This is a genomic window from Bifidobacterium sp. ESL1130, assembly GCF_058507935.1.
In genome coordinates, this window is sequence record NZ_CP196379.1 from 51,743 (window position 1) to 74,485 (window position 22,743).

The 22,743-nt window shown below is 51.3% G+C and carries 16 protein-coding genes and 1 pseudogene; 8 read left to right on the forward strand and 9 right to left on the reverse strand.

Annotated elements, in window-relative coordinates:
- The first annotated feature begins 7 nt into the window (after window positions 1-7).
- Complete coding sequence (locus ACSYSO_RS00200; RefSeq protein WP_489760827.1) at window positions 8-1,621, forward strand: THUMP-like domain-containing protein; 1,614 nt, start codon at window positions 8-10, stop codon at window positions 1,619-1,621.
- A 165-nt stretch (window positions 1,622-1,786) separates the two neighbouring features.
- Here ACSYSO_RS00200 and crgA read toward each other — a convergent pair whose 3' ends face one another.
- On the reverse strand, window positions 1,787-2,500 hold the full coding sequence (gene crgA / locus ACSYSO_RS00205; RefSeq protein ID WP_491701778.1) for a cell division protein CrgA: 714 nt from the start codon (window positions 2,498-2,500) through the stop codon (window positions 1,787-1,789).
- Window positions 2,501-3,432: 932 nt separating this feature from the next.
- Between crgA and ACSYSO_RS00210 the strand changes: the two genes are divergently transcribed.
- The 3 genes from ACSYSO_RS00210 (at window position 3,433) to ACSYSO_RS00220 (ending at window position 6,734) form a co-directional block, all read left to right on the forward strand.
- Window positions 3,433-4,746 (forward strand): class E sortase, encoded by a 1,314-nt coding sequence (locus tag ACSYSO_RS00210; protein ID WP_491701779.1) that lies wholly within the window; start codon window positions 3,433-3,435, stop codon window positions 4,744-4,746.
- Window positions 4,747-5,214: 468 nt separating this feature from the next.
- On the forward strand, window positions 5,215-6,213 hold the full coding sequence (trxB, locus tag ACSYSO_RS00215) for a thioredoxin-disulfide reductase (RefSeq protein ID WP_489799873.1): 999 nt from the start codon (window positions 5,215-5,217) through the stop codon (window positions 6,211-6,213).
- Window positions 6,214-6,392: 179 nt separating this feature from the next.
- Complete coding sequence (locus ACSYSO_RS00220; protein ID WP_491701780.1) at window positions 6,393-6,734, forward strand: hypothetical protein; 342 nt, start codon at window positions 6,393-6,395, stop codon at window positions 6,732-6,734.
- 99 nt (window positions 6,735-6,833) lie between these two features.
- Here the strand turns inward: ACSYSO_RS00220 and ACSYSO_RS00225 are convergent, their stop codons facing one another.
- The 8 genes and pseudogenes from ACSYSO_RS00225 to rpmH all read right to left on the reverse strand — a co-directional run bounded on the left by ACSYSO_RS00225 (window position 6,834) and on the right by rpmH (window position 16,486).
- Window positions 6,834-8,210 carry a ParB/RepB/Spo0J family partition protein gene (locus ACSYSO_RS00225; RefSeq protein WP_489799871.1) on the reverse strand — a complete coding sequence of 459 codons (1,377 nt, stop codon included), beginning with the start codon at window positions 8,208-8,210 and terminating at the stop codon, window positions 6,834-6,836.
- 523 nt (window positions 8,211-8,733) lie between these two features.
- Entirely contained in the window at window positions 8,734-9,681 is a 948-nt protein-coding gene (locus ACSYSO_RS00230; RefSeq protein ID WP_489799770.1) for a ParA family protein, read from the reverse strand.
- Between the two features lie 319 nt (window positions 9,682-10,000).
- Window positions 10,001-10,681 carry a 16S rRNA (guanine(527)-N(7))-methyltransferase RsmG gene (gene rsmG, locus ACSYSO_RS00235; protein WP_489799768.1) on the reverse strand — a complete coding sequence of 227 codons (681 nt, stop codon included), beginning with the start codon at window positions 10,679-10,681 and terminating at the stop codon, window positions 10,001-10,003.
- Window positions 10,682-13,662: 2,981 nt separating this feature from the next.
- Window positions 13,663-14,193: pseudogene (locus tag ACSYSO_RS00240) on the reverse strand (Jag family protein); the annotation flags it as partial.
- Between the two features lie 71 nt (window positions 14,194-14,264).
- Window positions 14,265-15,296, reverse strand: a complete 1,032-nt coding sequence (yidC, locus tag ACSYSO_RS00245; RefSeq protein WP_489760663.1) for a membrane protein insertase YidC — start codon at window positions 15,294-15,296, stop codon at window positions 14,265-14,267.
- Complete coding sequence (yidD, locus tag ACSYSO_RS00250) at window positions 15,296-15,598, reverse strand: membrane protein insertion efficiency factor YidD (RefSeq protein ID WP_489760662.1); 303 nt, start codon at window positions 15,596-15,598, stop codon at window positions 15,296-15,298. The genes yidC and yidD overlap by 1 nt, the downstream gene beginning before the upstream one ends.
- 173 nt (window positions 15,599-15,771) lie before the next feature.
- The gene (gene rnpA / locus ACSYSO_RS00255) at window positions 15,772-16,320 is read right to left on the reverse strand and encodes a ribonuclease P protein component (RefSeq protein ID WP_489760661.1); all 549 of its coding nucleotides are present in this window, start codon (window positions 16,318-16,320) and stop codon (window positions 15,772-15,774) included.
- 31 nt (window positions 16,321-16,351) lie between these two features.
- Entirely contained in the window at window positions 16,352-16,486 is a 135-nt protein-coding gene (rpmH, locus tag ACSYSO_RS00260; RefSeq protein WP_489760660.1) for a 50S ribosomal protein L34, read from the reverse strand.
- A 707-nt stretch (window positions 16,487-17,193) separates the two neighbouring features.
- Between rpmH and dnaA the strand changes: the two genes are divergently transcribed.
- The 4 genes from dnaA (at window position 17,194) to ACSYSO_RS00280 (ending at window position 22,470) form a co-directional block, all read left to right on the forward strand.
- The gene (gene dnaA, locus ACSYSO_RS00265; RefSeq protein ID WP_491702035.1) at window positions 17,194-18,864 is read left to right on the forward strand and encodes a chromosomal replication initiator protein DnaA; all 1,671 of its coding nucleotides are present in this window, start codon (window positions 17,194-17,196) and stop codon (window positions 18,862-18,864) included.
- A gap of 551 nt (window positions 18,865-19,415) precedes the next feature.
- Window positions 19,416-20,540: a DNA polymerase III subunit beta gene (dnaN, locus tag ACSYSO_RS00270; RefSeq protein ID WP_489760659.1), complete on the forward strand. Its 1,125-nt coding sequence runs from the start codon at window positions 19,416-19,418 to the stop codon at window positions 20,538-20,540.
- A gap of 158 nt (window positions 20,541-20,698) precedes the next feature.
- Entirely contained in the window at window positions 20,699-21,991 is a 1,293-nt protein-coding gene (gene recF, locus ACSYSO_RS00275) for a DNA replication/repair protein RecF (protein ID WP_489760670.1), read from the forward strand.
- Window positions 21,988-22,470 (forward strand): DciA family protein, encoded by a 483-nt coding sequence (locus tag ACSYSO_RS00280; protein WP_489760658.1) that lies wholly within the window; start codon window positions 21,988-21,990, stop codon window positions 22,468-22,470. The genes recF and ACSYSO_RS00280 overlap by 4 nt, the downstream gene beginning before the upstream one ends.
- Window positions 22,471-22,743 lie beyond the last annotated feature (273 nt).

Consider the following 22,743-nt stretch of genomic DNA (forward strand, 5'->3'; position numbering starts at 1 on the left):
TAAACCTATGCACATCAGCGAAACGACCTGGCAGTTCGTCCATGACCACCGCAACGAACCCGTGAACGACGTAGCCTTGCATGCCCGCACCCGCGCCCATGCCCATGCCAGTTCCAATGCCGACACCAGCGCCGATGCAACCCTCGACCTGCCGTTCGCACTCAACCAAATCGAAGGCTGGCAGCGGGCACAGCGAAAACTCCCCGAATGGGCCGTGTGCGAGGACATCGTGTACCCGCCTCATCTCGCCATGGAACAATGCTCATCACAATTCACCGCCCAATACAAAGCAGCATTGGCGCAGCGACTGGCAGCGAGCGCACACCCGCAGCGCCATGAGAGTCGCATGGTGGATTTGACCGGAGGATTCGGAGTTGACTTCTCCTATATGGCACGCGGCTTTGCAAACGCCACTTACGTAGAGCAACAGGCCGAGCTGTGCCGAATCGCAGAACATAATTTTGCCGCTCTCGGCCTCAATGTTGCCGCAAACCAATCGGCCGCAGATGCGAGCATTACAGGCGGCACAAGAGGCAAGACGCAACGCGCCGAAAGTCAAGCCAACGCCTCGGCTACGGGCACTGTCACGGTAATCAATACCTCAGCCGAGGCATATTTAGACAGCACGGCCGCACCGGTCGATCTTATTTTCATTGACCCTGCCCGCAGAGACAACCACGGAGCGCGCACCTATGCCATTGCCGACTGCACGCCAAACGCCGTGGCTTTGGCGCCGCTGTTGCTCAAGCGATCCGCGCATGTGATGGTCAAACTCTCCCCCATGCTTGACTGGCATAAAGCCGTCGCCGATTTTGGTACGGCTGTGCGGGAGGTGCATATCGTCTCCACCGGCAACGAGTGCAAGGAATTACTCATCGTGCTCGGGCGCGATGAACGTGTGAGGCAAGCAGAAGACGCGGCTGGAACAGCACCTGCCGAGGGTCAGCGTGAGACCGCACAGACTGTGCGCGTATGCTGCGTGAATGATGCTCAGCGTTTCGCGTTCACAGTTCAACGCGAACCGCTGGAACCGCTGGAACCGCTGCGTTCTGTACCATTTCATACCAATACCGCTGATTCAATCAGCACTGCAACACCTCAGTACCTGTACGAACCCAATGCTTCCATCATGAAGGCCGGTTGCTTCGACCTACTCGCGCAGCAATATGGCATAGAGGAGATCAGCCACAACAGCCACCTGTTCGTCGGGTTTGCCGATTCAGACAGTTGTGCTGATTCAGATAGTTACGACGACTCCAATAACTTCACCGATTCTCAGCCCGCACACAACACCAGCTCCCGCGCCACCCGGAGCGTTCATGACGACAGCGCCGTTACCAGCAGCACCATTACCACCTGCAGCGGCCCCATCATGGATTTCCCTGGCCGTATCTTCGCCGTTGATGCCGTGAGCGGTCTCGGCAAGCGCGAATTACGCACCGTGCTTAAGCCTGCTCTCAATGGCGCAACTCACGCCAATATTGCAGTACGTAACTTCCCGCTCAGCACCGCTGAGTTGCGGCGTAAGCTAGGGCTGCGCGATGGCGGAGATATCTATATCTTCGGCACCACCACAGCTGACGGCGAGCGTGTACTGCTGGTAACGCACAAAATCCAGTGACCGGCATCTAACGACCATGCCACGCGCCTACTTCTAGAGCATACAGTTGCGCCTCTCACAGCTAAAACCACGAGAGGCGCAATTGAAACAGCCATTCGCCGCAGCGTGCCATTCGGTCAACACCAGCACACAGCGGCGTTTATGGCCGCGCAGCCTGCACTGAAATCAATGCCAAGCCACCGTCATGATGAAACCGACCATCATGATGGCAAACGCAACCGCCAAATTCCACTGCCCAAGGCCAGGAATCGGGTACTTGTTAGTCATGTAATAGACCACTGCCCACAGCAGGCCAACAACAAGCAGCGTAACAAACAGCGGCACAAACCAGCGAGGGTTGGCCTTTGTGTTCTTGATGGTCTCTTCTACCCGGCGGCTGCTTTCAGCCTGACGCTGAGCCACACGGCGCATCTGGGCGCTCATGCCCTTGCGGTCGGCGCTATCGGCATTCAACAGCGCTTCAATCTCGTCCATAGGCAGGTCAAGATCCTCATCCGTGATGTCATCGGCATCGGCATCGTCGTCATCGTCACCGGACTTTGAAGACTTGCGCTTCTTGGAAGCCTTCTTAGCATCACCAACCGGAGCGTTAGCCTTACCCGACTCGTCGGTCTTGCCTTGGCTGACCTCGTCGCCTTCATCCGCTGCGGATTGTGCAGAATCCGTGGAAGACTCGGCGTTGTCGCGCAGTTGGTCGTCATCGTGCTTGGTATCAGCTTGCGCTTTACCAGCCGCCTGATCCGCGGCACCATCGGCCTGATCTTCGCTGGCCTTCACAGCCTCGCCTGCGCTCTTCTTTGCACTCTCGGCCTCAGCCGCGTTGGAATTAACGGCATCAGCGGAGGTCGAGGTGTCCTCATGCAACTCTTCGTCAGCCATAAGCTTAAGTCTCCATTCAATAGGCTAGTACACATAATAGTAGGTGCACTCGAACGCTTCCGAACGAGTCAATATAACCAGTCTCAACACAGATGATGCACGCCGGCGGAATTTATGCAGGCATTGGATAAGCCGCGGCCGAGCGCATGGCACAAGACTGCGCCACCATCTGCGCGATAGCACGTGCTACCTCGGGCCAGTGTGCCTCTTACAGCACAAATCACAAGCCATAGCACGCACTCGAGAGGTGCGCAACACCTCTTCTACAGCACAGAGAATGTGACACACCCGAAATATGTCAGTGCGTTTGGGCTAGGCTGGGCGTAGAGACATAGGGGAAGCCGGATTTCTTGTGGCTGCATACAGGCGCTGCTGCATGCAACATCCAACTAACATACGCTTGCAAGTATCGGTTCCCCCTGACGCACGGGAGGAAGTTAGGTAGGGGCGAACATATGGCATCCGGGAAGCATAAGGCCGCGTCACACGGCAAGTCAGTGCGCACTTCAGGCGAGCGCCACATGTCATTGTTCCGACGTAATGCCAATAACAAGCAGACCTCAGCAGACAAGTCCGCAGATAGCGCCACAGATAGCGCCGAAAACACGCCTGTAAGCCCCGAGAACGCGCAAAACGCTAGTTCAAGTAGTTCTTTATACGTTCCCCCTCTCAGTGCAGCAGAGAGCAATTCTGGCGCAACAACAGAACCTGCGTCATCTGAAGCAAGCACAAGGCAGCGCAACTTACCGATCGTTAACCAAGCGCAGAGCACAGCCTCGATACACAGCACACCGGGAGACCGGAACAAACAGACCACAAGCGAACAGCGACCGCGGGAGGCAGACACGATGTCATCCACAGATCCAGCAGAATCACAGTTGCCAGTAGAACCGCAATTATCAGTGGACCCCCAGCAGTCTTCGACACAGCCAGTGAATGATCCATCCACTCCCTCAACGGCATCAGGCAGTGCTACTGTAAACGGCACCTCGGTAAATGGTAACTCAGCAGATAGCGCCGCTTCAGGCAGCGTTGCTTCAAAGGTCGCCTCTTCGGCCAACAACGACAGCGACACCAAGACCGCACCCGTTCCACTGTATGACGCGGACGGCAACCCAGTTCCGTTCCAAGAGCAAGTCAAATATGTGTACGTGGAGCGCAGGCCCGACCTGTCCAAGCGTGCAACCGGCCCTGCCTGGCAGATTATGGGCATAGTGGCCGAAACGCTGTTCACCATGGCGCTGGTATGTGTGCTCTACATTGTCTGGCTTATGGGCTGGACCGGTGTGGTAGCACAGCACAAGCAAGATGAGCAGATGCAATCCGCCGCATGGAGCGACCCAAGCAAGGGCAAAAACAAACGCTTAGCCAGCAAGCAGGACGGGGAGCCACCTGTGCAGCCCATCAACCCGAAGGTTGGCGATTTGATTGGCGCTGTGTACATTCCACGGTTCGGCAATCAGTGGATGCGAACCGTGGTGGAAGGAACCGACAAGCCACAACTCAACGAGCACGGCATCGGACACTACCCGCAGACACAAATGCCTGGGCAAATCGGCAATTTCGCAGCTGCCGGTCATCGCAACGGCTACGGGCAACCGCTGGGCGACATTGATAAACTCAAAGAAGGCGACCCCATCGTGATTCGCACCAAAGACTACTGGTATGTGTACGAGTACACCGACCATACCGTGGTAACACCCGATCAGGTGGGTGTAGTGGCTCCGAATCCGAGGAGCCCTATGCTGGCGCCCACGCAGAGAATGATAACGCTCACCACATGCGAACCGAAATACTCTAAACCCACCCACCGCTGGGTTGCGTTCGGCAAGCTCACCTACTGGGCTAAAGTCGCAGACGGCATACCAGAAGAGCTCGCTCGCACCAATCAGAACGGTGAAATTGAGTTCTACAACAATAGCAAACGGATGGAAACCAAGCTTCCTGTCGATTCACTCGTACCGTTCATAACCTCATGCCTCACTGTGTATGCCGTTATTTATCTGGCGGCCGCTGTGGTGTGGCGCTGGCCGAGAAGGCGTGAGATACGGCAGCATCTTGTACGCAAGCCTGATATTAGTATCTACGGCGGTCTCTCACGGCTACAACCAGGGCCAACCCTCATCCGAGTACTGCTTGTACTGATTCTCATGGTCGCGGGCGGAGCAGCGCTGTTTGAGTGGGTGTTCCCATGGGCTGCCGAGACATTGCCGCTGCTGGAACAGATGACCAACGTCGCTTTTTAGCTAGATTTGGTTTCGCTGGACTGTGTTTTGCTTGACTGCTTCTTTCTTGACTGCCTCTTGCTGGACTGTGTTGCGTAGGACTGCCTCTTTCTGGATTCAGTTTTGCGAGATTCTGTTTTAGAGGTATTGTCTTTTTGTCCGATTGTCTTTTCGCAGGATTGTCTTTCGCAAGATGCCCTTTGACGGACTCACTAAAAGATGCATCCCGCGCCGACTTGCCATAACGCTAAGATAAGCAGAGCATGCGCAGGCACGGCTGCCAGCAGCGAGTCGCCTCTGACGGATGGACGGGCGGCCGAAAGTAGCAGACGGCCGGCGGCCGCACACAGCAGAGTAATCTCTTTTGCCATTGTTTCACGTGAAACATTGACAAATGCTGTGTGATTGTGCCTAAAGCTTGAGCTTTGCAGAACCCATTATCGACAATGTTAAGGTGGCCTTATGATTGACCTAACCAGCTCTACTAATATGCTCAGCACTAACAGCTCAGCTGACAGCGCGACCACCACGAGCGACACCAACCAAGAAAGCATCCACGATGCCGTCATTATTGGCTCAGGACCGGCAGGTTACACCGCAGCCATCTATTTGGGTCGCGCAGGATACAAGCCTATCGTCATCGCTGGCGCACTTACCCCTGGCGGACAACTCGTCAACACCACTGAAGTGGAGAACTATCCAGGTTTTCCCGATGGAGTGATGGGCCCCGATCTCATGGACAGCATGCAACAGCAAGCTGAAAAGTTTGGTGCCGAGATTGTGTGGGACGATGTAGTCTCAGTAGATTTTTCAGCTTCTGATGGCATCAAGACCATTACGTGCGATCAGGGCGATGTATATAAGGCACGTGCCGTAGTTGTTACCACCGGTTCTGAAGTACGCAAACTTGGTGTGCCCGGAGAGAAAGAATATTCAGGGCACGGTGTCTCCTATTGTGCCACGTGCGACGGTTTCTTCTTTAAAGACCAACCTATCGTTGTAATTGGCGGTGGTGACAGCGCATTTACAGACGCCGATTTCCTGACACGATTCGGTTCATCGGTTACACTCATTCATCGTCGTAGCGAGTTCCGCGCTACAAAAATCATGGTAGATCGAGCCAAGGCAAACGATAAACTCTCCTTCATGCTTGACTCTGTAGTAGAAGAAGTGAAAGGTGAAGACGGTAGTGCCAAGTCGGTTATCGTGAAGAATGTGCAGACTGGCGAGACTTCTGAGGTACCTGCCAACGGCGTCTTTGTGGCCATCGGACACACCCCCACCACCAAGTTCTTAGGAGGATCGCTGCAGCTTGACGACTCCGGATATATTACTGTTGATGGCGCTTCTACTCGCACGTCAATCCCCGGAGTCTTCGCTGCAGGAGATGTAGTTGACAGCGTCTACCGGCAGGCAATATCTGCCGCTGGCATGGGGTGCCGCGCAGCACTTGATGCGCAGGAATACCTCAACAACATCGATCAGTAATTAGTAGTTAGTGATCAGTAATCAGTAATCAATAATTAGTGATTAGTCCAGCAGCTGGTTTTAACCCAGCTACACCATTTTTCAAGCCCTCGCCTGTCACCTGCCCGACGAGGGCTTCTTTTATGAGGCATCAATAATATGGCTTAAGCTATTAAGTTGTGTTGCCTCCTGCTCATGACGTGCGCATTGTCAATGCAGAGATGCTTTTGCTGCTCAAACTGGAGCAAATATCTCAGCCGCCTGCAGGAGTAAAAGAACTAATTGTCGTTCTGGTCTGTCGTTCTGGATTGTCGTTCTGGATTGTCGTTCTGGATTGTCGTTCTGGATTGTCGTTCTGGATTGTCGTTCTGGATTGTCGTTCTGGATTGTCGTTCTGGATTGTCGTTCTGGATTGTCGTTCTGGATTGTCGTTCTGGATTGTCGTTCTGGATTGTCGTTCTGGATTGTCGTTCTGGATTGTCGTTCTGGATTGTCGTTCTGGATTGTCGTTCTGGATTGTCGTTCTGCCTATATCCCTATAGCACCTTGCCTTTCCAGCATGACCCGATAATACAAAAATGTCATTGTTTCACGTGAAACAATGACATTTTTGGTCGAATTGCTACTACTTGTTCAACCCATCAGACCCACGATGAAGAACCAGACTTATCATCAGGCATAAGAATGTTCAGGATTCTATCCATATCTTCTGGCGATGAAAACACAATCTCAATACGCCCACGCTTCTTACTGCCCTTAATGGAAACCTTCGTATCAAAGCGGTTCTCGAGATTGTGCTGAATAGGAGATTCACTCCATGGATTCTTCCGCTTTGGAGGCTCTTTCTTCACAGGTTCAGCATTGGCTGATTGCAGAGCCACAATCTCCTCAGTACTACGCACAGAAAGTCCCTCAGCAAGCACACGATTGGCAAGCTTGCTCATCTCCTCCTCTGTCTGCAAACCCAGCAGCGCACGTGCATGACCCGCTGAAAGTACCCCAGAGCCAACCTTCTTTTGTACCGACAAAGGCAGGTTCAGCAAGCGTAAGGTATTCGCAATCTGTGGACGCGAACGAGATACTGACTTCGACAACTGTTCCTGTGTCAGCCCAAAGTCACTCATCATTTGCTGATAGGCGGCTGCTTCTTCGAGCGGATTCAAAGCTACTCGATGCAAGTTCTCCAGCAATGCATCGCGAAGCATATGATTATCAGTTGTCGTCTTCACAATGGCAGGAATTGTCTTCAGCCCAGCCAAATGCGCCGCTCTCCAACGCCGTTCGCCCATAATGAGCTCATATTCACTGCTCATGCCAGGATCGCTGAGAGCAGGCTTCCGCATCATGTTGAATACGGAAGTATTGGAAGATGCGCCAAGAGAGTTTTGCTTTTCTTCATGCTGAGCACTACTATCAGCATGTTTTGCGTCCTCTGCGGCTGCTTTTCGCTGATCCTCTGGACGCTTACGTACCACTACTGGCTGCAGCACACCTACTTCTCGCAGTGACGAAGCAAGCTCTTGTAGTTCATCCTCGTCAAAAATGGTTCGCGGCTGGTTGGCGTTGGGCCCAATCTGGTCAAGCTCCAACTCAACGAGATACCCACCTTGCACAGGCTTAAGCCCCGTGGCCAAATCAGCTACTGCCCCATCAGTTGTATTGACATTTACTTCATCAGCAGTACTGCTTGTTGCAGATACACCCTTACCTGCGGAAGCACCATTTTGCGATGATTGCTCACCAATACCAGCCCCTCGCGAAGACGAAGGAACATTACCGGCCACATCCCCACCAAAGAACAGATCGCTAGGATGACCTAGTCCATCCATTGCAGGAATCGACATTCTCTTGCGACGAGAATTTGCCGATGTTTCACGTGAAACATTCGCACTTGTCGTAGATAAAGTTCCTACATTTTTATTCTTCAGTGACTTGCTTGTTGAAGAGGTCGTGGACGACACGGTCTTTTCGGACTCTGCCTTACTGGAATCACCAGTAACCTGCTTTACGCTGCCGATAACAGGAGCAGAAGCACCGCTTTCCTTTTCTGGCGTAGCAGCCTCGCTCTTATCTGTTCGGTCTGTTTCACGTGAAACATTCGCATTCGAGATACCTGTGGATGACGCCGGTATAACGGATGGTGCAGATACACGAGCTTCCGTCTCATTAGCAGATACACTGTTGCCAGCATCATCAGGTACGATTTTACCCACCTTGTCAGGAACCGAATTCTTCTCTGCTGCAGGTGTCTTCGCTTCAGATTTTGTCATTGTTTCACGTGAAACAATGACATTTTCTTCAACACCTTCCACGCTCTTGGATGCAGATTTTTGAGAAACCGCTGCATTGCTCTTCTTACCTGCAGCACTACGCGTCTTGGCACCGGTAGTTCCAGCCGCTTTTTTAGCAGGGGCTTTTACCGATTTATTGCTGTCACTATCACTTTTCGGCTTATCGTCTTTTGCGACTTCACTATTTTCGCCAGGCAATGCAGGGAACAGTGCTCCAAGACCTTTTCCTAAACGCGACTTAGATGCCATCTCAGTTCCTCTCCTGCTTCTTCACTGCAATTGCCGCCAACACTTGTTTCGATCTACTCGCTATCTCCAAAGCAGCCTCTCGATATGAAACCGCACCGAGACCACGAGGATCATACACCACTGCCGTTTTCCCGAAACTTGGAGCTTCTGAAATTTTGACTGATCGTGGAATGGTAGTCGTGAGCACAATATTCGGATAATGTTCCTTGATCTCAGCAAACACTTCTCGACTCAGCAGTGTGCGCTTGTCGAACATAGTCACCAACATAGTAGAAACCGTAAGTACCGGATTGTAATGCTCCTGCACAAGCTCAATCGTATGGAGCAGCTGCCCCAACCCTTCCAAGGCATAATACTCAGCCTGAATGGGGATAAGTACTTCAGTCACTGCGCACATAGCATTAATGACCAACAGCCCCAAGCTCGGCGGGCAATCAATAATCACATAGTCATAATGTGTTTCAGAATTTTCCACGAACTGGTCGACTGCTTTACTCAGCAAGTTGTTACGATTTTCCATATCCGCAACTTCAAGCTCAGCACCACTTAAATCCATGGACGCAGGAACCACATCCAGACCAGGGCAATCCTCACACGGCTGCTTGACCTCATCAATAGTCATACGACCTTCAATGACATCGTATGTGGATGGCATACCCATGTCATGGTTCACACCAAGAGCTGTAGATGCATTCCCTTGCGGATCCAAATCAATGACAAGGACCTTCGCTCCCCCAAGAGCCAGCGCCGAAGCAATGTTCACTGTTGTGGTCGTTTTTCCAACGCCACCTTTTTGATTCGCAACGGCCATGAAGCGCGTCTGACTTGGGTGCGGGAATTCTACATCGCTTATCGCTTCATACCGTGCAGAAGTCTCCGCAATCTCGTTTCCAAGAGTTCGATTACTTTCGCCGAAGATTCGTTTAATGGTTTCCGAGGCAGACTCCATACAACGCCGACTCCTCCCGCGGCCAGGCCGCTTGTTGTTACGTCATTGCACACAGCAAAATTTTCTCACTACATCAAGTTTCGCCATGTGCATGGACAGTAATCGCTCTCCACCAAGTTATCCACATCTACTGTGCACAAGTGTGCACAACCTGTGGGCAAGATGTTTACGACTTTTCTTTACCGATTTCTATATTGGCAGTATATCAAGCTTCACGTTCCTAAAATGAGACAACCGGAAAAATGTGGATAACTTTTCACTGCATCTTATTTTGTGGATAAGTCGACGCCTAATCAAGGCACTACCCTTGTACACACGTTCATTTTTTCTGCACAACAACAAGGTGAGTTGGTTCCAATCCTTCACCAACTTGAGCCTCCACAACACGAGGCTTCACCCCACCGAACTTTTTGATGATACGAGATGCCTTCTCAATTTCCTGCGGTGCCGAACGCCCTTTAAGTGCAATCAACTGACCGCCCTTTTTCACCAATGGCAATGTCCAGCCAGCAAGCTTGGTCATAGGTGCAACTGCACGGCACGTCACTACATCAAAACCTTGCCTCGCATTGTTTCGCCTACCACCCTCTATTACTTCCTCAGCACGGGCACGTACCACTTCCACATTCTGCAAATCCAATTCTTCTACACACTCCTCAAGCCACGCCACTCTGCGTTCCATTGGCTCAATGAGAGCAAAGCTGCATTCAGGCAAACATGCTGCAGCAACAATCCCAGGAAATCCTCCACCACTGCCTAAATCAGCAACTGTTTTCTCTGAGCTCGATTTCACTGCCTCAGCAATATAAGGCACCACTGCTGCCGAATTAAGGAGGTGCCGTTCCCACAATATATCTACATCTCTCGGTCCAATAAGACCTCGCTTTTCCCCTTCTTCAGAAAGTTTCACGTGAAACATTCGCATTTTAGGAAGAGCCTCACCAAAGGCGTGCTGCAGCAATGGCGAATCTTCAAGTTCGCTGTCAGTATGTTCGTTCATGCTTCACCAATTCTTATCCGCACTGTATCAATCGTTTCTAGTTTATACGACAGCTGAAACCAACAGAGCTGATAGCCAAAGTCGTGCGGCATTACACATTTACTCTTTATGGGTTCACCGAGCTTTGTAACGCGTTATTGCAAGACCACCTATTCAATACACCGAACGGCAAACATAGTGCCGTAGCATGAGCATGCGGTCTGGATGTTGCGAACTATTCAATACACCGCGCAGCAAACACAGTTCCTCAGGTTGGCTTTCCCAAACATGCTATCTCAATGTCATTAGACATAGAGCCAGCATATTCACTCATCCAGCGGCGCTTGAATCAATGAATGCAGTTTACAGCAATCATCATGACTGCCCTGCAATCATCATTTTGCACATGTTTCACGTGAAACATGTGGTATTCGGCATTCATCTAGATTGCACATCCACATGAAGGAACGAATCCCGAAGTCGTCCCAGGCAGCAGAATCTTCAATGCAAGTAGACAAGAAGAAACTTCCCTCACGAGTATTGACTTCCGCACCGATGATTAACCTATCATCGAATGATAGCGAACGGTTTCCATCACAGATTCTCTTAGTCAGATTGTCATTGTTTCACGTGAAACATTCGCACTTTTATACCTGGCAAATCTGAAAACAACCCTTTGAATACGCTTGTGCCGGATTATTCTATAAAAGCATATCTGCCTATCTCGCGAACGGCTACATGCTTAGTGGGCGCACATCCATAATTAACTCTCACGCCCATACGAGATTTTACTTTCGCTCACTGTTTGCCAAAGGTGCACGACAACAGCGAAGATCTTCGAACAGAAACTTCTACACCTTGAGAACGGATTCACTAAATCGGCAAGCATCGACGGGAAGTTTTACACAAACAAAGAAGGAAGACCATAGAAGGTTAGTTAGTTAGTTAGTTAGTTAGTTAGTTAGTTAGTTAGTTAGTTAGTTAGTTAGTTAGTTAGTTAGTTAGTTAGTTAGTTAGTTAGTTAGTTAGTTAGTTAGTTAGTTAGTTAGTTAGTTAGTTAGTTAGTTAGTTAGTTAGTTAGTTAGTTAGTTAGTTAGTTAGTTAGTTAGTTAGTTAGTTAGTTAGTTAGTTAGTTAGTTAGTTAGTTAGTTAGTTAGTTAGTTAGTTAGTTAGTTAGTTAGTTAGTTAGTTCAGTCAACTGGTCAGCCAACCTGGCCAATCAGCCAGACGACCCGCCAGCTGCTCAACAACTCTCTTATGAATCAACCAGTCAACCATTCCGTCTGCCGACAATCTAGATAGCTGCGATTTCAGAAAGTCAGGTAGGTAGTCAGCCAGACAACCAACCAGTCAAGGTATGCCAACATCAAACTTTGCCATTGTTTCACGTGAAACAATGGCAACACTACGCTCAGTCTACGCGTATTCCACAAAACATCAGGAGTCGCCATCGGGTATGACGCAGTGCCACACAAAGAGAAATCAGCATGAGAACCGAGAACTATCGTCAGGTATAGCACGGTAGAGATCACGATGACCGACACTATTATTCACAAGATCAACTTACTTTAACAAGTAAAACCGGGCAATACACCAATACACCAATACACCAATACACCAATACACCAATACACCAATACACCAATACAGGATGCCACAACAAGAGCTCTTTAACTGTGAACTCTCCAAAATAAGAACTCTCCAAAGCGTGAAACGATATATAGAAATCTTGTTTTACAAGTTGAACCTTAATATGTTAGAGCAGCAGATATCGCGGTATACGTCAGCCATCCCTGCGGTCTAAGTATATTTCCCTATTACTAATCCAAATGGAGTTCACGTTTATAGGGAAGTTCATATTTTATAGTAGTAATCTTTTATTTACAGCAGTAATCATTCCTGCTACAACTTACTGATTAAAACATAAGATTGATTCCTTTCACCTTATGCGCTGGAATTCCTTCTCACAGCCACCAGAAAACAAGCGAACGGAACCAAACATATCCAACACATCCAAGCCACACCATATACAAGAACACAGACCTGACATTTTGCCTATCTGCACTTATCTGTATGGCACACAAATAATCTTGTACATCAAGAAAAGTGCTTGCAGAGAGAACTGTCAGAGAGCAAAGCTTACCAAGTTCCTATCGGCTTCATCAACGTAAGACTTCTCTTATCGCAAGTTATATTTCGAGTTTACTGGCCTACTTTTATTACACCACTACTGCCCATCACAGCTTGCTTCGATAACATTTTTGCTATTGTTTCACGTGAAACAATAGCAAATCACAAATGCTTTAATTCATAATTTGCGTATTTAGACTTAGTGCACACCATATTCCTCGCGCATGCACCTTAACCAGACAATAACCAAGCATACAAGAAGCACGTCATAGTGCCCACACCTAGCAAACGACATAAACATGTCACTAGCACACATCGCACAATATCAGTACTTTTACCCATCTGAGAGCTTTGAACACATTACCCTCCACACGTGCGACGGATGCGTTATCGGATATGCGCCTGAACGCACCCTACAATACAGACGGGATTGAAATGTAGTCTCACTCAGACAGTCTTATCGCCACTATTGTCAGAATCATTGCCGTCATTCAAAGCACGACCATCGCTCAGAGCAACGTCTGCACTTCAGCAATTAACGGTCAGTGTCTGTCCGTTTGATGAAATCGGCGTCATTGCCAACGTCATACTGTCAACATCCCACTGTCAACGCCACGTTGCCAATGTCCGTTTGTCAAGATCCCTGTGTCAAGGTCTCATTGTCAGTACACCTTTGTCAACGCAACATTGTCAACGCCACTCACCTAGTCAATATCAGCTGAATCATCATTCGCAACAGCATCAATATCGTCGGCAGCAGCACTGACAAACTCATCTTCGACGAATGCCTCGTCCTCATATCGACGAGACCGCGGCGCAGTATCGCGGCCAGTCAATTCTTGTTCGAGGGGAAAATCCTCACCAGAATCTTCTGCATCATTGATATCTCCGCTATCACTCTCTACACTCTTTACCGGACGCGCGTAAATCGTGATGTGACGGTTTGGATCCTCACCATGCGAGCGAGATTTCATTCCTTCCTCGCGCACCAAATCATGAATGACCTTGCGCTCAAACGAATTCATCGGGTCAAGATCAACCGGCTCACCAGTCTCCTGCGCCTCATCAATGGCATCGAGGGCAATCTCCCGCAGCCTCTTCCTGCGCTTCTTCAGGAATCCATCCACATCAAGGATCAGCCGTGACCGGTCGCCTGTCTTCTGTTGTACAGCCAATCTCGTCAACAACTGCAAGGCCTCAACGACTTCACCGTTCTCCCCTACCAGATTGCTGATGTCAACATCATCGTCAGCAACAATCTGCACATTGGCACGATGATTGCGCACACCCATCTCAATATCACCGTCATAATCGGCGATGTCAAGCAGGCCCTCAAGGTAATCGGCAGCGATATCAGCCTCTTCATTGAGCTGATCGACTGTCTGCTCCACATCATTCGCCATAACTGCTCCTTTTCAAATCAAGGTCAGACTCATCCTTAAGTCTATCCCACACTGACCACTGTTGTGGCTCATTACTGACGATTCTTCTTGCGCTGACTACGAGGCTGGTTACGCTTGGGCTGCTTGCGCTGATAGCCCTCATTCTCACGGCGCTTGGCATCTTCCTCAGCACGTTGTAGCTGTTCCTCTTCCAAAGAAACCTCACCAGCACGAGCACGACGGTTATTCTCTTTGTCGTGGTCACGCACTTTCTTTGCCTCATCCGCAGGGGAGCCTGCGGTCGGGAATGCATAAACCTGCCAAAGAGAGCGAAGCATGTTGCAGATGTTGTTGGTCAGCCAGTAGACCAGCACAGCGAACGGCATGCTGACAGCAGAGAAGATGTACATGATGGGATAAATCCAAGTCATCATCTGCTGAGTCTTGTAGGAAGGACCTTCCATAGCGGCTGCGGGAAGATTCTTGCGCATGTTATTGAACTGCATGTACCACATGGCCGCGCACATCAGCACGGTGAAGATGGCGATAGTTACCTTGCCTACGGCGTCAGCCGTAGTAAACGTGTTGGTCACATTCACGCCAAATACTTCGGTCTGCGCAAACTGCTTGGCGGTTGCTTTGTCGAACGCACCCAGCGGGCCACGTGAACCATGAGCAATGTACGGGATTGCCGAAAGCATGTAGAACATGCACATAAACACCGGGCCCTGAATGACCATAGGCAAGCACGAGCCTGCAGGGTTCACCTTGTTGTCCTCGTACAGTTTCATGGTTTCGCGGCTCATCGCCTCGCGGCTGGCCGGATCATTCTTACCCTTGTACTTATTCTGGATATGCTGCATTTTGGGCTGCAGCGCCTGCATTTTAGACATGGAGCGCATCTGCTTAATGTAAATCGGCAGAATCAGCGCATGCACCACCAGCACGAGGAAGATAATGGAAAATACCCAAGACAGTCCAACAGGCGCCATGCCCAAGAAGGTAAGGAACTTGTGGAACAGTACCATAACCTGGGTCATAATCCACTCGATTGGGGTAAGGATCTTGTAAATCCACCCAAAGAAGCCGCTGTCAAGCAAGAAATTGTTATAATCCGGTGTCATCAGGCTGTCTCCTCCTCAGATGAAGACGGTAACGTCGAAAGCGGAGTCAAACGTGGCTCTTCATGAGCCCGCGACCATGTGCAACGATAAAAAATAGAAAAACGCTGCGGCACATCATCGATGCCACCGCGGCTCCAAGGTCGGCAACGCAATAAACGCAGCACTGTAAGAATTCCCCCACGGAAAGCTCCGTATTGGGCAATAGCCTGGTGCGCATAATGCGAGCATGAAGGATAATACTTGCAACTTGGCGGATTGTAAGCGGAAATGTTGCGCTGATACCAACGAATGGCACGCATCATACCCCGTGCAGCCAGCGAACCCTCTGCTTGTCGGTTGCTGCGTACGCATGTATCAGTGCCTCGACCCTGCCACCGCTCACCGGCAGCTTGGCCACGTCGCTTGTTACCTACGCGTGTATCAGTGCCTGTCACGCCGTCATCGGACGAAACTGCCTTGCTACACATGGCGACACTCATCGTGATTCACCACTTGTTTCACGTGAAACATTGGCAAAAAGCTTCTCGACCTGTTCCCGCAACGAACTAAACGACGCTTGAGCGGCACTCGGCTTGGCACGCATCACCACATCACAGGACGGTGGCAGCAGCGACTCATACTCTCTTGCAAGTACGCGAAAACGCCGTTTAACGCTATTGCGCACAACGGCATTGCCTACGGCCTTCGAAACAGCGAGCCCCAATCGTCGGCGAGACATCTGAACATCAGCACTTCCGCCGCTATTAGAATCAACAACGTCAGCACTGGCCACCACGGCATAATCCATCTCGACCGTATCCAGCGCATCTGATTCAGTGCTGGCAGCACTAGAGACAGATGGCTGCTTCTCGATTAACGCAACGTTGCCGCTTCTGAAATTCGGCACAGCACCACTATCAACACCGCTTTTAGCAGCATGACAAACATCGCCGCACGCATAATGCACGACGATGTCCTTACTTGCCGTTTTCTTGCGGCGTTTCAGTACGCTTACAAAATCACGATGATTTCTCAGCCGCTCCAAGCCTATGTGCCTCGCTTAACGCTATACGCGATCAGACAGCGAGTGCGTTGCGGCCCTTGCTGCGACGACGATTCAGCACTGCACGACCTGCGCGGGTGCGCATGCGGGCGCGGAAACCGTGCTTCATGTGACGGCGGCGGTTGTTCGGCTGGTATGTTCTCTTCATAATATGCTCCTGTTTTTTAGCCGCGCAACAGCACGGCTCCTCATGAGTCAAGCTCTACCAACGTACTCTTACCCCTAGTCTCAAGTCAAATTTGAGCGAAATTCGCCAACTTGTCTGCCCATAGATGCGCCGTGCATCATTCGAACAACATGCCGAGCGAGCAAATCAGATTCCCCGCTTTGCTCACAGCCAATCCCGTTACCAGCACATATTTTCCGCATGCGAAAATCTTTCAGAACGCTGATTTTCCAAGGAAAACCGGCATTTCATCTTATCCACAAATTACACACTTGTTATTCACATTTCAGTATTTCCAACACGCGAGACTGTGGATAACTTCGCTGGCATGGAGTAAACATGATGATGTTGCATTGCCACCGGTCAATGATGCGCATAAATATATGTGCCGCCGTACGATGCAGCCGGTTAGGAATACGTAGGGAGTCGGAAAGGGTCGTTTCATGGTAGACGAGTCGAGTGACCCCACTGTACAAGCTGCGCAAACTTGGGCGAACGTACTTTCCATTCTCAAGCAAGACACATCCATTACCGCTCGCAACTGGGGCTGGCTCGAAGGAGTAACGCCCGAGGCCGTATTCGGCACCACAATTGTGTTGTGTGTGTCCAGTTCGGCAGCACAGCAGGCGCTGCAGGGCGAGATGAACGAGCAACTGATGCATGCGCTCAAATTGAGCACAGGGCAAGATATGTTCCCCGCGTTCAAAATCGTGCCGCAACAATCTTCAATCACCGATCAAACTTCAGCGGTGAGACCTGAAACATCGCAACTGCAAGAATCTGCGCCAATTCATCAGCATTCAACGCCCGATACTGCAACGCAGTCTTCACTAGCGCAATCTGCATTGGCGCAGCCCTCACTGCCTCTCTCCGACGCAACCCAGCGCACAACCGCAGGCCAGCCAATGGCGGCTGAGCAGCTCGCTAATGCAGGCGATAACGCGTACCAGCCCTACTCCGCCGATGATTTTTCATCTGCGCAACGACTCTCCCCCACTTCGGGATCCGGTAACACCCGTCAGCAAGCAGCGCCAGGGCAGTCCGCATCTCAGCCACCGTTTGACACCAACCAATTTGATGCCACACGAATTGATCACGAGTCCTACAGCAATGCGCTCACCGGTCAGTTTGCTACAATTCATCCCGATTCCGGCGCTCCAGCAACAGCACCGATAGGAATGCAGCAGCAGGCGCCATCTTTTGTGCCTGCACCGATGCAACCTATCCAACAGCCGCAGCAGAACCAGCAAACCATGCCGGCACCAGCGGCGCAGCCGACGCAGCAGTATGACCAGCAGAAAATAGCACGAGACCCGCAAACACATCTGAACAAGAATTCAACGTTCGATACCTTCGTTCCAGGGGACTCCAACAGATTTGCGCGAACCGTGGCGCTGGCTGTGGCAGAGGGCAGCGGCAAGGATTTTAACCCGTTATGTATCTATGGCGGACCAGGGCTGGGCAAAACCCACTTGCTCAACGCCATCGGCAACTATGCTCTGGTCAAGGACAGCTCACTCAAAGTACGATATGTGACCAGCGAGGAGTTCACGAACGAGTTCATTGAGGCTCTGCAAAATCCAAACCAGAGCGAAGGCCAGATTGCTGCATTCAATCGCCGCTATCGCGAAGTGGATGTACTGCTGATTGACGATATTCAGTTCTTGGCCGGTAAGAACTCGACTATGGAGCAGTTCTTCCATACGTTTAATTCGCTATACCAAGCCAATAAGCGTATCGTCATCGCCTCCGATGTGGCACCCAAAAACTTGAAAGGCTTCCAAGCCAGGCTCATCTCCCGCTTCGAATCGGGACTCACCGTGGATATTAAACCACCGGATTTGGAGACGCGAACCGCTATTTTGCGTATGATGGCGGCCAACAATCATGCCAGCGTTCCCAACGACGTACTCGACCTTATTGCCGAGAGATTTACCGAAAGCATCCGCGAGCTTGAAGGTGCTCTGACTCGTGTAACTGCCGTGGCATCGCTGAGCAATCAGCCAGTGAGCACTGCTCTTGCAGAGAGGGCATTGCACGATTTGTACACGTCTGATGTGGAGATTAAGCCGACCGACATCATTGGACAAGTGGCGAAATACTTCCATCTTACTTTTGACGATCTGGTGGGCCGCGGACGTACCAAAAACGTTGCTTTAGCACGACAAATAGCCATGTACCTGACCCGCGAGATGACCAGTATGAGTTTGGTTGACATTGGTGAGGTCTTCGGCGGACGTGATCACACTACTGTTATGCATGCGTATACGCGTATTTCCGGTGAAATGCAGGAAAAGCAGGAGATTTACAACTACGTCATGGAACTTACCGTACGCCTCAAGCAACAGCCAAGCGAGTAAGTCTTGTCCATCAGGAACAGCCATACAGTGACGTATGTTTCAGTTCGCGCGACTTGCATGCAGCATCATAGCCTCTTCAAAACTCTGCTATACGGGGTACAGACGGAGAAAATAAGCTCCTCTTTAGTGGGAGGAACAGCAAACGACACTCCGAGAGGTGGATATTTCGCAAATAAGTTATCCACAACTTTGTACACAGACTGTGCACATCTCGTATCCTTTTCGGTGGATACCCTCGGGAAAACTGGCACCCACAGTGTGGAGAAGTCTTACCTCGATGTGGACAACTTTTCAAGCCCCCTCGATCTGTGGATAAGTCGCCCACTTGTGCACACGCTGTTCGAAGGTTATCCACACTCTCCGGTTGTGGATTCTTCAATTGCCAGTAATGCACAACGCGGTTCGTCCACTTATCCACCGTACTTATTAAGAAGATTACTTTCTGAAATTAGAAAAGGTCATCGTCACCATAAGAAATGTTGCGCGCTACATTTTTACCGTACCGATTCTGTTTTAGACTTGAACCAGTCGTCGAACACCGTGGAGGAACTATGAAAGTCGAAATTAATGCAGCTGCACTTGCCGACGCTGTGGCTTGGACCACTCGCGTCATTGATGCTCGTCCGGCAAACCCCATACTGGCAGGTGTCCGCCTCCAAGCCATTGACGGCACACTTCAACTTTCTGCGTTTAATTACGAGATTTCCGCTCGCCACCACATCGAGGCAGGTGTAGATGAACCCGGAAACGTTCTGGTTCAAGGCAAACTGCTTGCCGACATCTCCAAAGCCCTCCCTGCAGAAAACGCCTATCTTTCGTCGTCAGACACCACTCTCACCATCACTTCAGGCAAATCGACCTTCACGATGCAGCTCATGCCTGAAGGCGAATACCCGGATTTGCCCGAAGTTCCCTCTGTGCTTGGCCAGGTTGATGCGCCCACGTTTGTACAGGCCGTCAACCAGGCATGCGTGGCAGTATCGCGAGAAGAAAACCGCCCGGTGCTCACTGGTGTGCGCGTTCAGTTTGAAGGCACCAAAGTGGTCATGACTTCTACCGATCGCTTCCGCTTGGCACGTTCCACCTTCTCGTGGTCTCCGCAAGAAGAAACTGTGGAAACACAAGCCTTGGTACGCGGCTCGTTGCTTCGCGATGTGGCTCGTTCCACCGACGAACACCAGCATGTGGTGCTGTCTCTGGACACCGAAAACCCGTCTTTGCTCGGGTTTGAAAATGCGGGACGCGTTTCCACGTCGCAGCTGATTGATGGAGAATTCCCTGCGGTTGACCGTCTGTTTGCTGATGAATACCCGATTCACGCGGTCATCGACCGTCAACTGTTACTCAGCGCGATTAAGCGCGTGAGTCTGGTTGCTGAGCGAAACGCTCCAGTGCGTATGGTGTTCGAAGGGCAGTCCTTGACCCTTTCAGCCGGTGCCGCCGACGAATCTCAAGCCAAAGAAACACTCGATATCGACATGGATGGCGACGATATCACCGTGGCATTTAACCCCTCGTACCTCATCGAAGGGCTGAGCGCCATCACCGAACCGTTCGTGCGCATGAAGATGAACACTGCCGTTAAGCCAGTGGAATTCAACGGTCAACAAGAGTCCGATGGTGACGAGTCGATGGATTACCGATATTTGCTGGTGCCAATGCGTTTCAATAACTGATATGCAAGCGGTGACCTGACGCAAAATAGACGGAAATAACGGTTACCGGCATCGGGTGGGGAAGATTAGCGATAAGCGATTAATCCCCACCTAAAACGTTGAACACTGTAAGATATTTATCCTGCAAATATGCAGAATATACAAGTGCATAGAAAGGTATAACGCTCACGGGAACGACGACTATTTCGCGCTTGGCACTTGACCATTTTCGGTCATGGCGTCACTGCGTTGTAGACCTCAAGCCGGGCGTCAACATTGTGCAAGGCGCCAACGGCATGGGTAAGACCAACTTGGTTGAAGCCATCGAGGTGCTTTCTACAGGCTCAAGTCACCGTGTCTCCAGCTCTCTGCCGTTGGTGGAACGCGGAGCAACCAAAGCCACCGTTCGAGCCAATGTGGATCGCGATGATGGGGCGACCACTACCACCTACGAGGTGACGGTGTCGACCAGAGGCGCCAATCGAGGCCGCATCAACGGCGGTAGTTCACTATACATGCGCGACATTGTGGGACAGGTGCCTAGCATCTCGTTCACCCCTGACGACCAGCGATTGGTCTTAGGGGATCCCGCCTCCAGGCGCTCGTTCCTTGACCAGGCCGGAGCCATGTTCTCTACGGAATATGCGGTGCGTGCGCAGCGCGTCGCGAAAATCGCCAAACAGCGAGTGGCCTTGTTAAAGCAGTTGGGTACGCATGACGGGGTTGAGGCTGCCGATGCGCAGCAAGCTGCGCTGAGCGGGCTGGAGGTTTGGACCGGACAGTTCATTGAGGAGGGCATGGCTCTCACCAAGCTGCGGCAACAACTTGTGGATCGTCTTGCAGGTCCGTTCTCGCGTATTTACGATGAGCTGGCCGGTACCAGTGCACACGCGGGACTCTCCTACCAGCCGTCGTTTGACGAAGTGCTGTACTACGACGTGCCGGGAGCAGAGATATCCAAGCATTTTCAACGTCTCTATCCGGGGGAAGTGGCGCGCGGGCGCAATCTCATCGGTCCTCATCGAGACGATCTGGAGTTGACTCTGGAGGGGGCCCCCGCCCGTGAATTCGCTTCCAACGGTGAAACCTGGACGATGGCATTGGCCTTGAAAATGGCGTTATTTGGTGCGATTGCAGAAGATCAGGGCGTTAAACCCATTGTCATCCTCGACGATGTGTTCGCCCAACTTGACGAGACCAGGCGCGCCCAAATCCTTGACTTTGCAGTCCGGCAAGACCAAGTGATCGTGACGGTGGCGGCCATGAGCGATATCCCGCAGGCGGCGCTGAACCGCGAAGACTGCACCATGATTGACGTGGCATTGCTCAAAGACGGGCAAGAGGACGGCAATGAGGCTCTGGTGGCAGCATTGGTCGGCGAGGCCGGTCGGGGGAAGCGGTCTGACCTGTCGTCGCTTGATGCAGCGGAAGATGATATGCGACCGGCTGATGGCCCCGGTGAGCAGCTATGACGCCACCGGTTGACCAACAGCTGCACCTCGACCCTCGCAAACTGCCCGAGCAGGTGTTCACCAGGATTGCTGCACGCTCGGGCGCGAAAAAGAACCGGGCGCTGCGTCAAGAGGCAGCCTGGGAGAACTTTGGCAAACCTGGGCGAGACCCGGGACTGTTGGGTGGAACATTGGACGTCATCGCCAGCAGGGGGCGTTGGGTGCCTCACCTCAAAGTGGCGCAGTTGCGCAATCATTGGGACCAAGTGGTGGGTGCCAGCATTGCCGCACACTCGCAAGTGGATGAGTTTCGCGATGGTGTTCTCACCATCCATACCGAATCCGGCGCTTGGGCCACGCAGCTGACTTATATGATTCCGGAATTGACCTCGACCATTCGCGAACGGCTTGACGGACTTGATGTGCGCGAAGTGCGGGTAACGGGGCCGCAAATGGCCAATTTTGCCAAGCGGTATCGCCATCGTGGATATAACCACTGAGAGCGGCGGCGCAGGCAGATCGACAATCGTAATCGTCTGTTAGGTAACAGTTGACAGCGGCATTTGCCTGCGGCGGACGTTACCGGATGCCGGTAAATGCGTCAGATGGCAGTAAATGCCAAGCGTCATGCCCATACGCTCGATATACGCCCAACGTCCCTATTTGCTAGTAGACTGCCGGTAGAATAGAAAACGGCTAGAAGGCCCCATTACATGCTTTCTAGAGCGTGTCGCCCGTTTGGGTAACCTTTCGTGCGGGCAATCAGGAAGGAA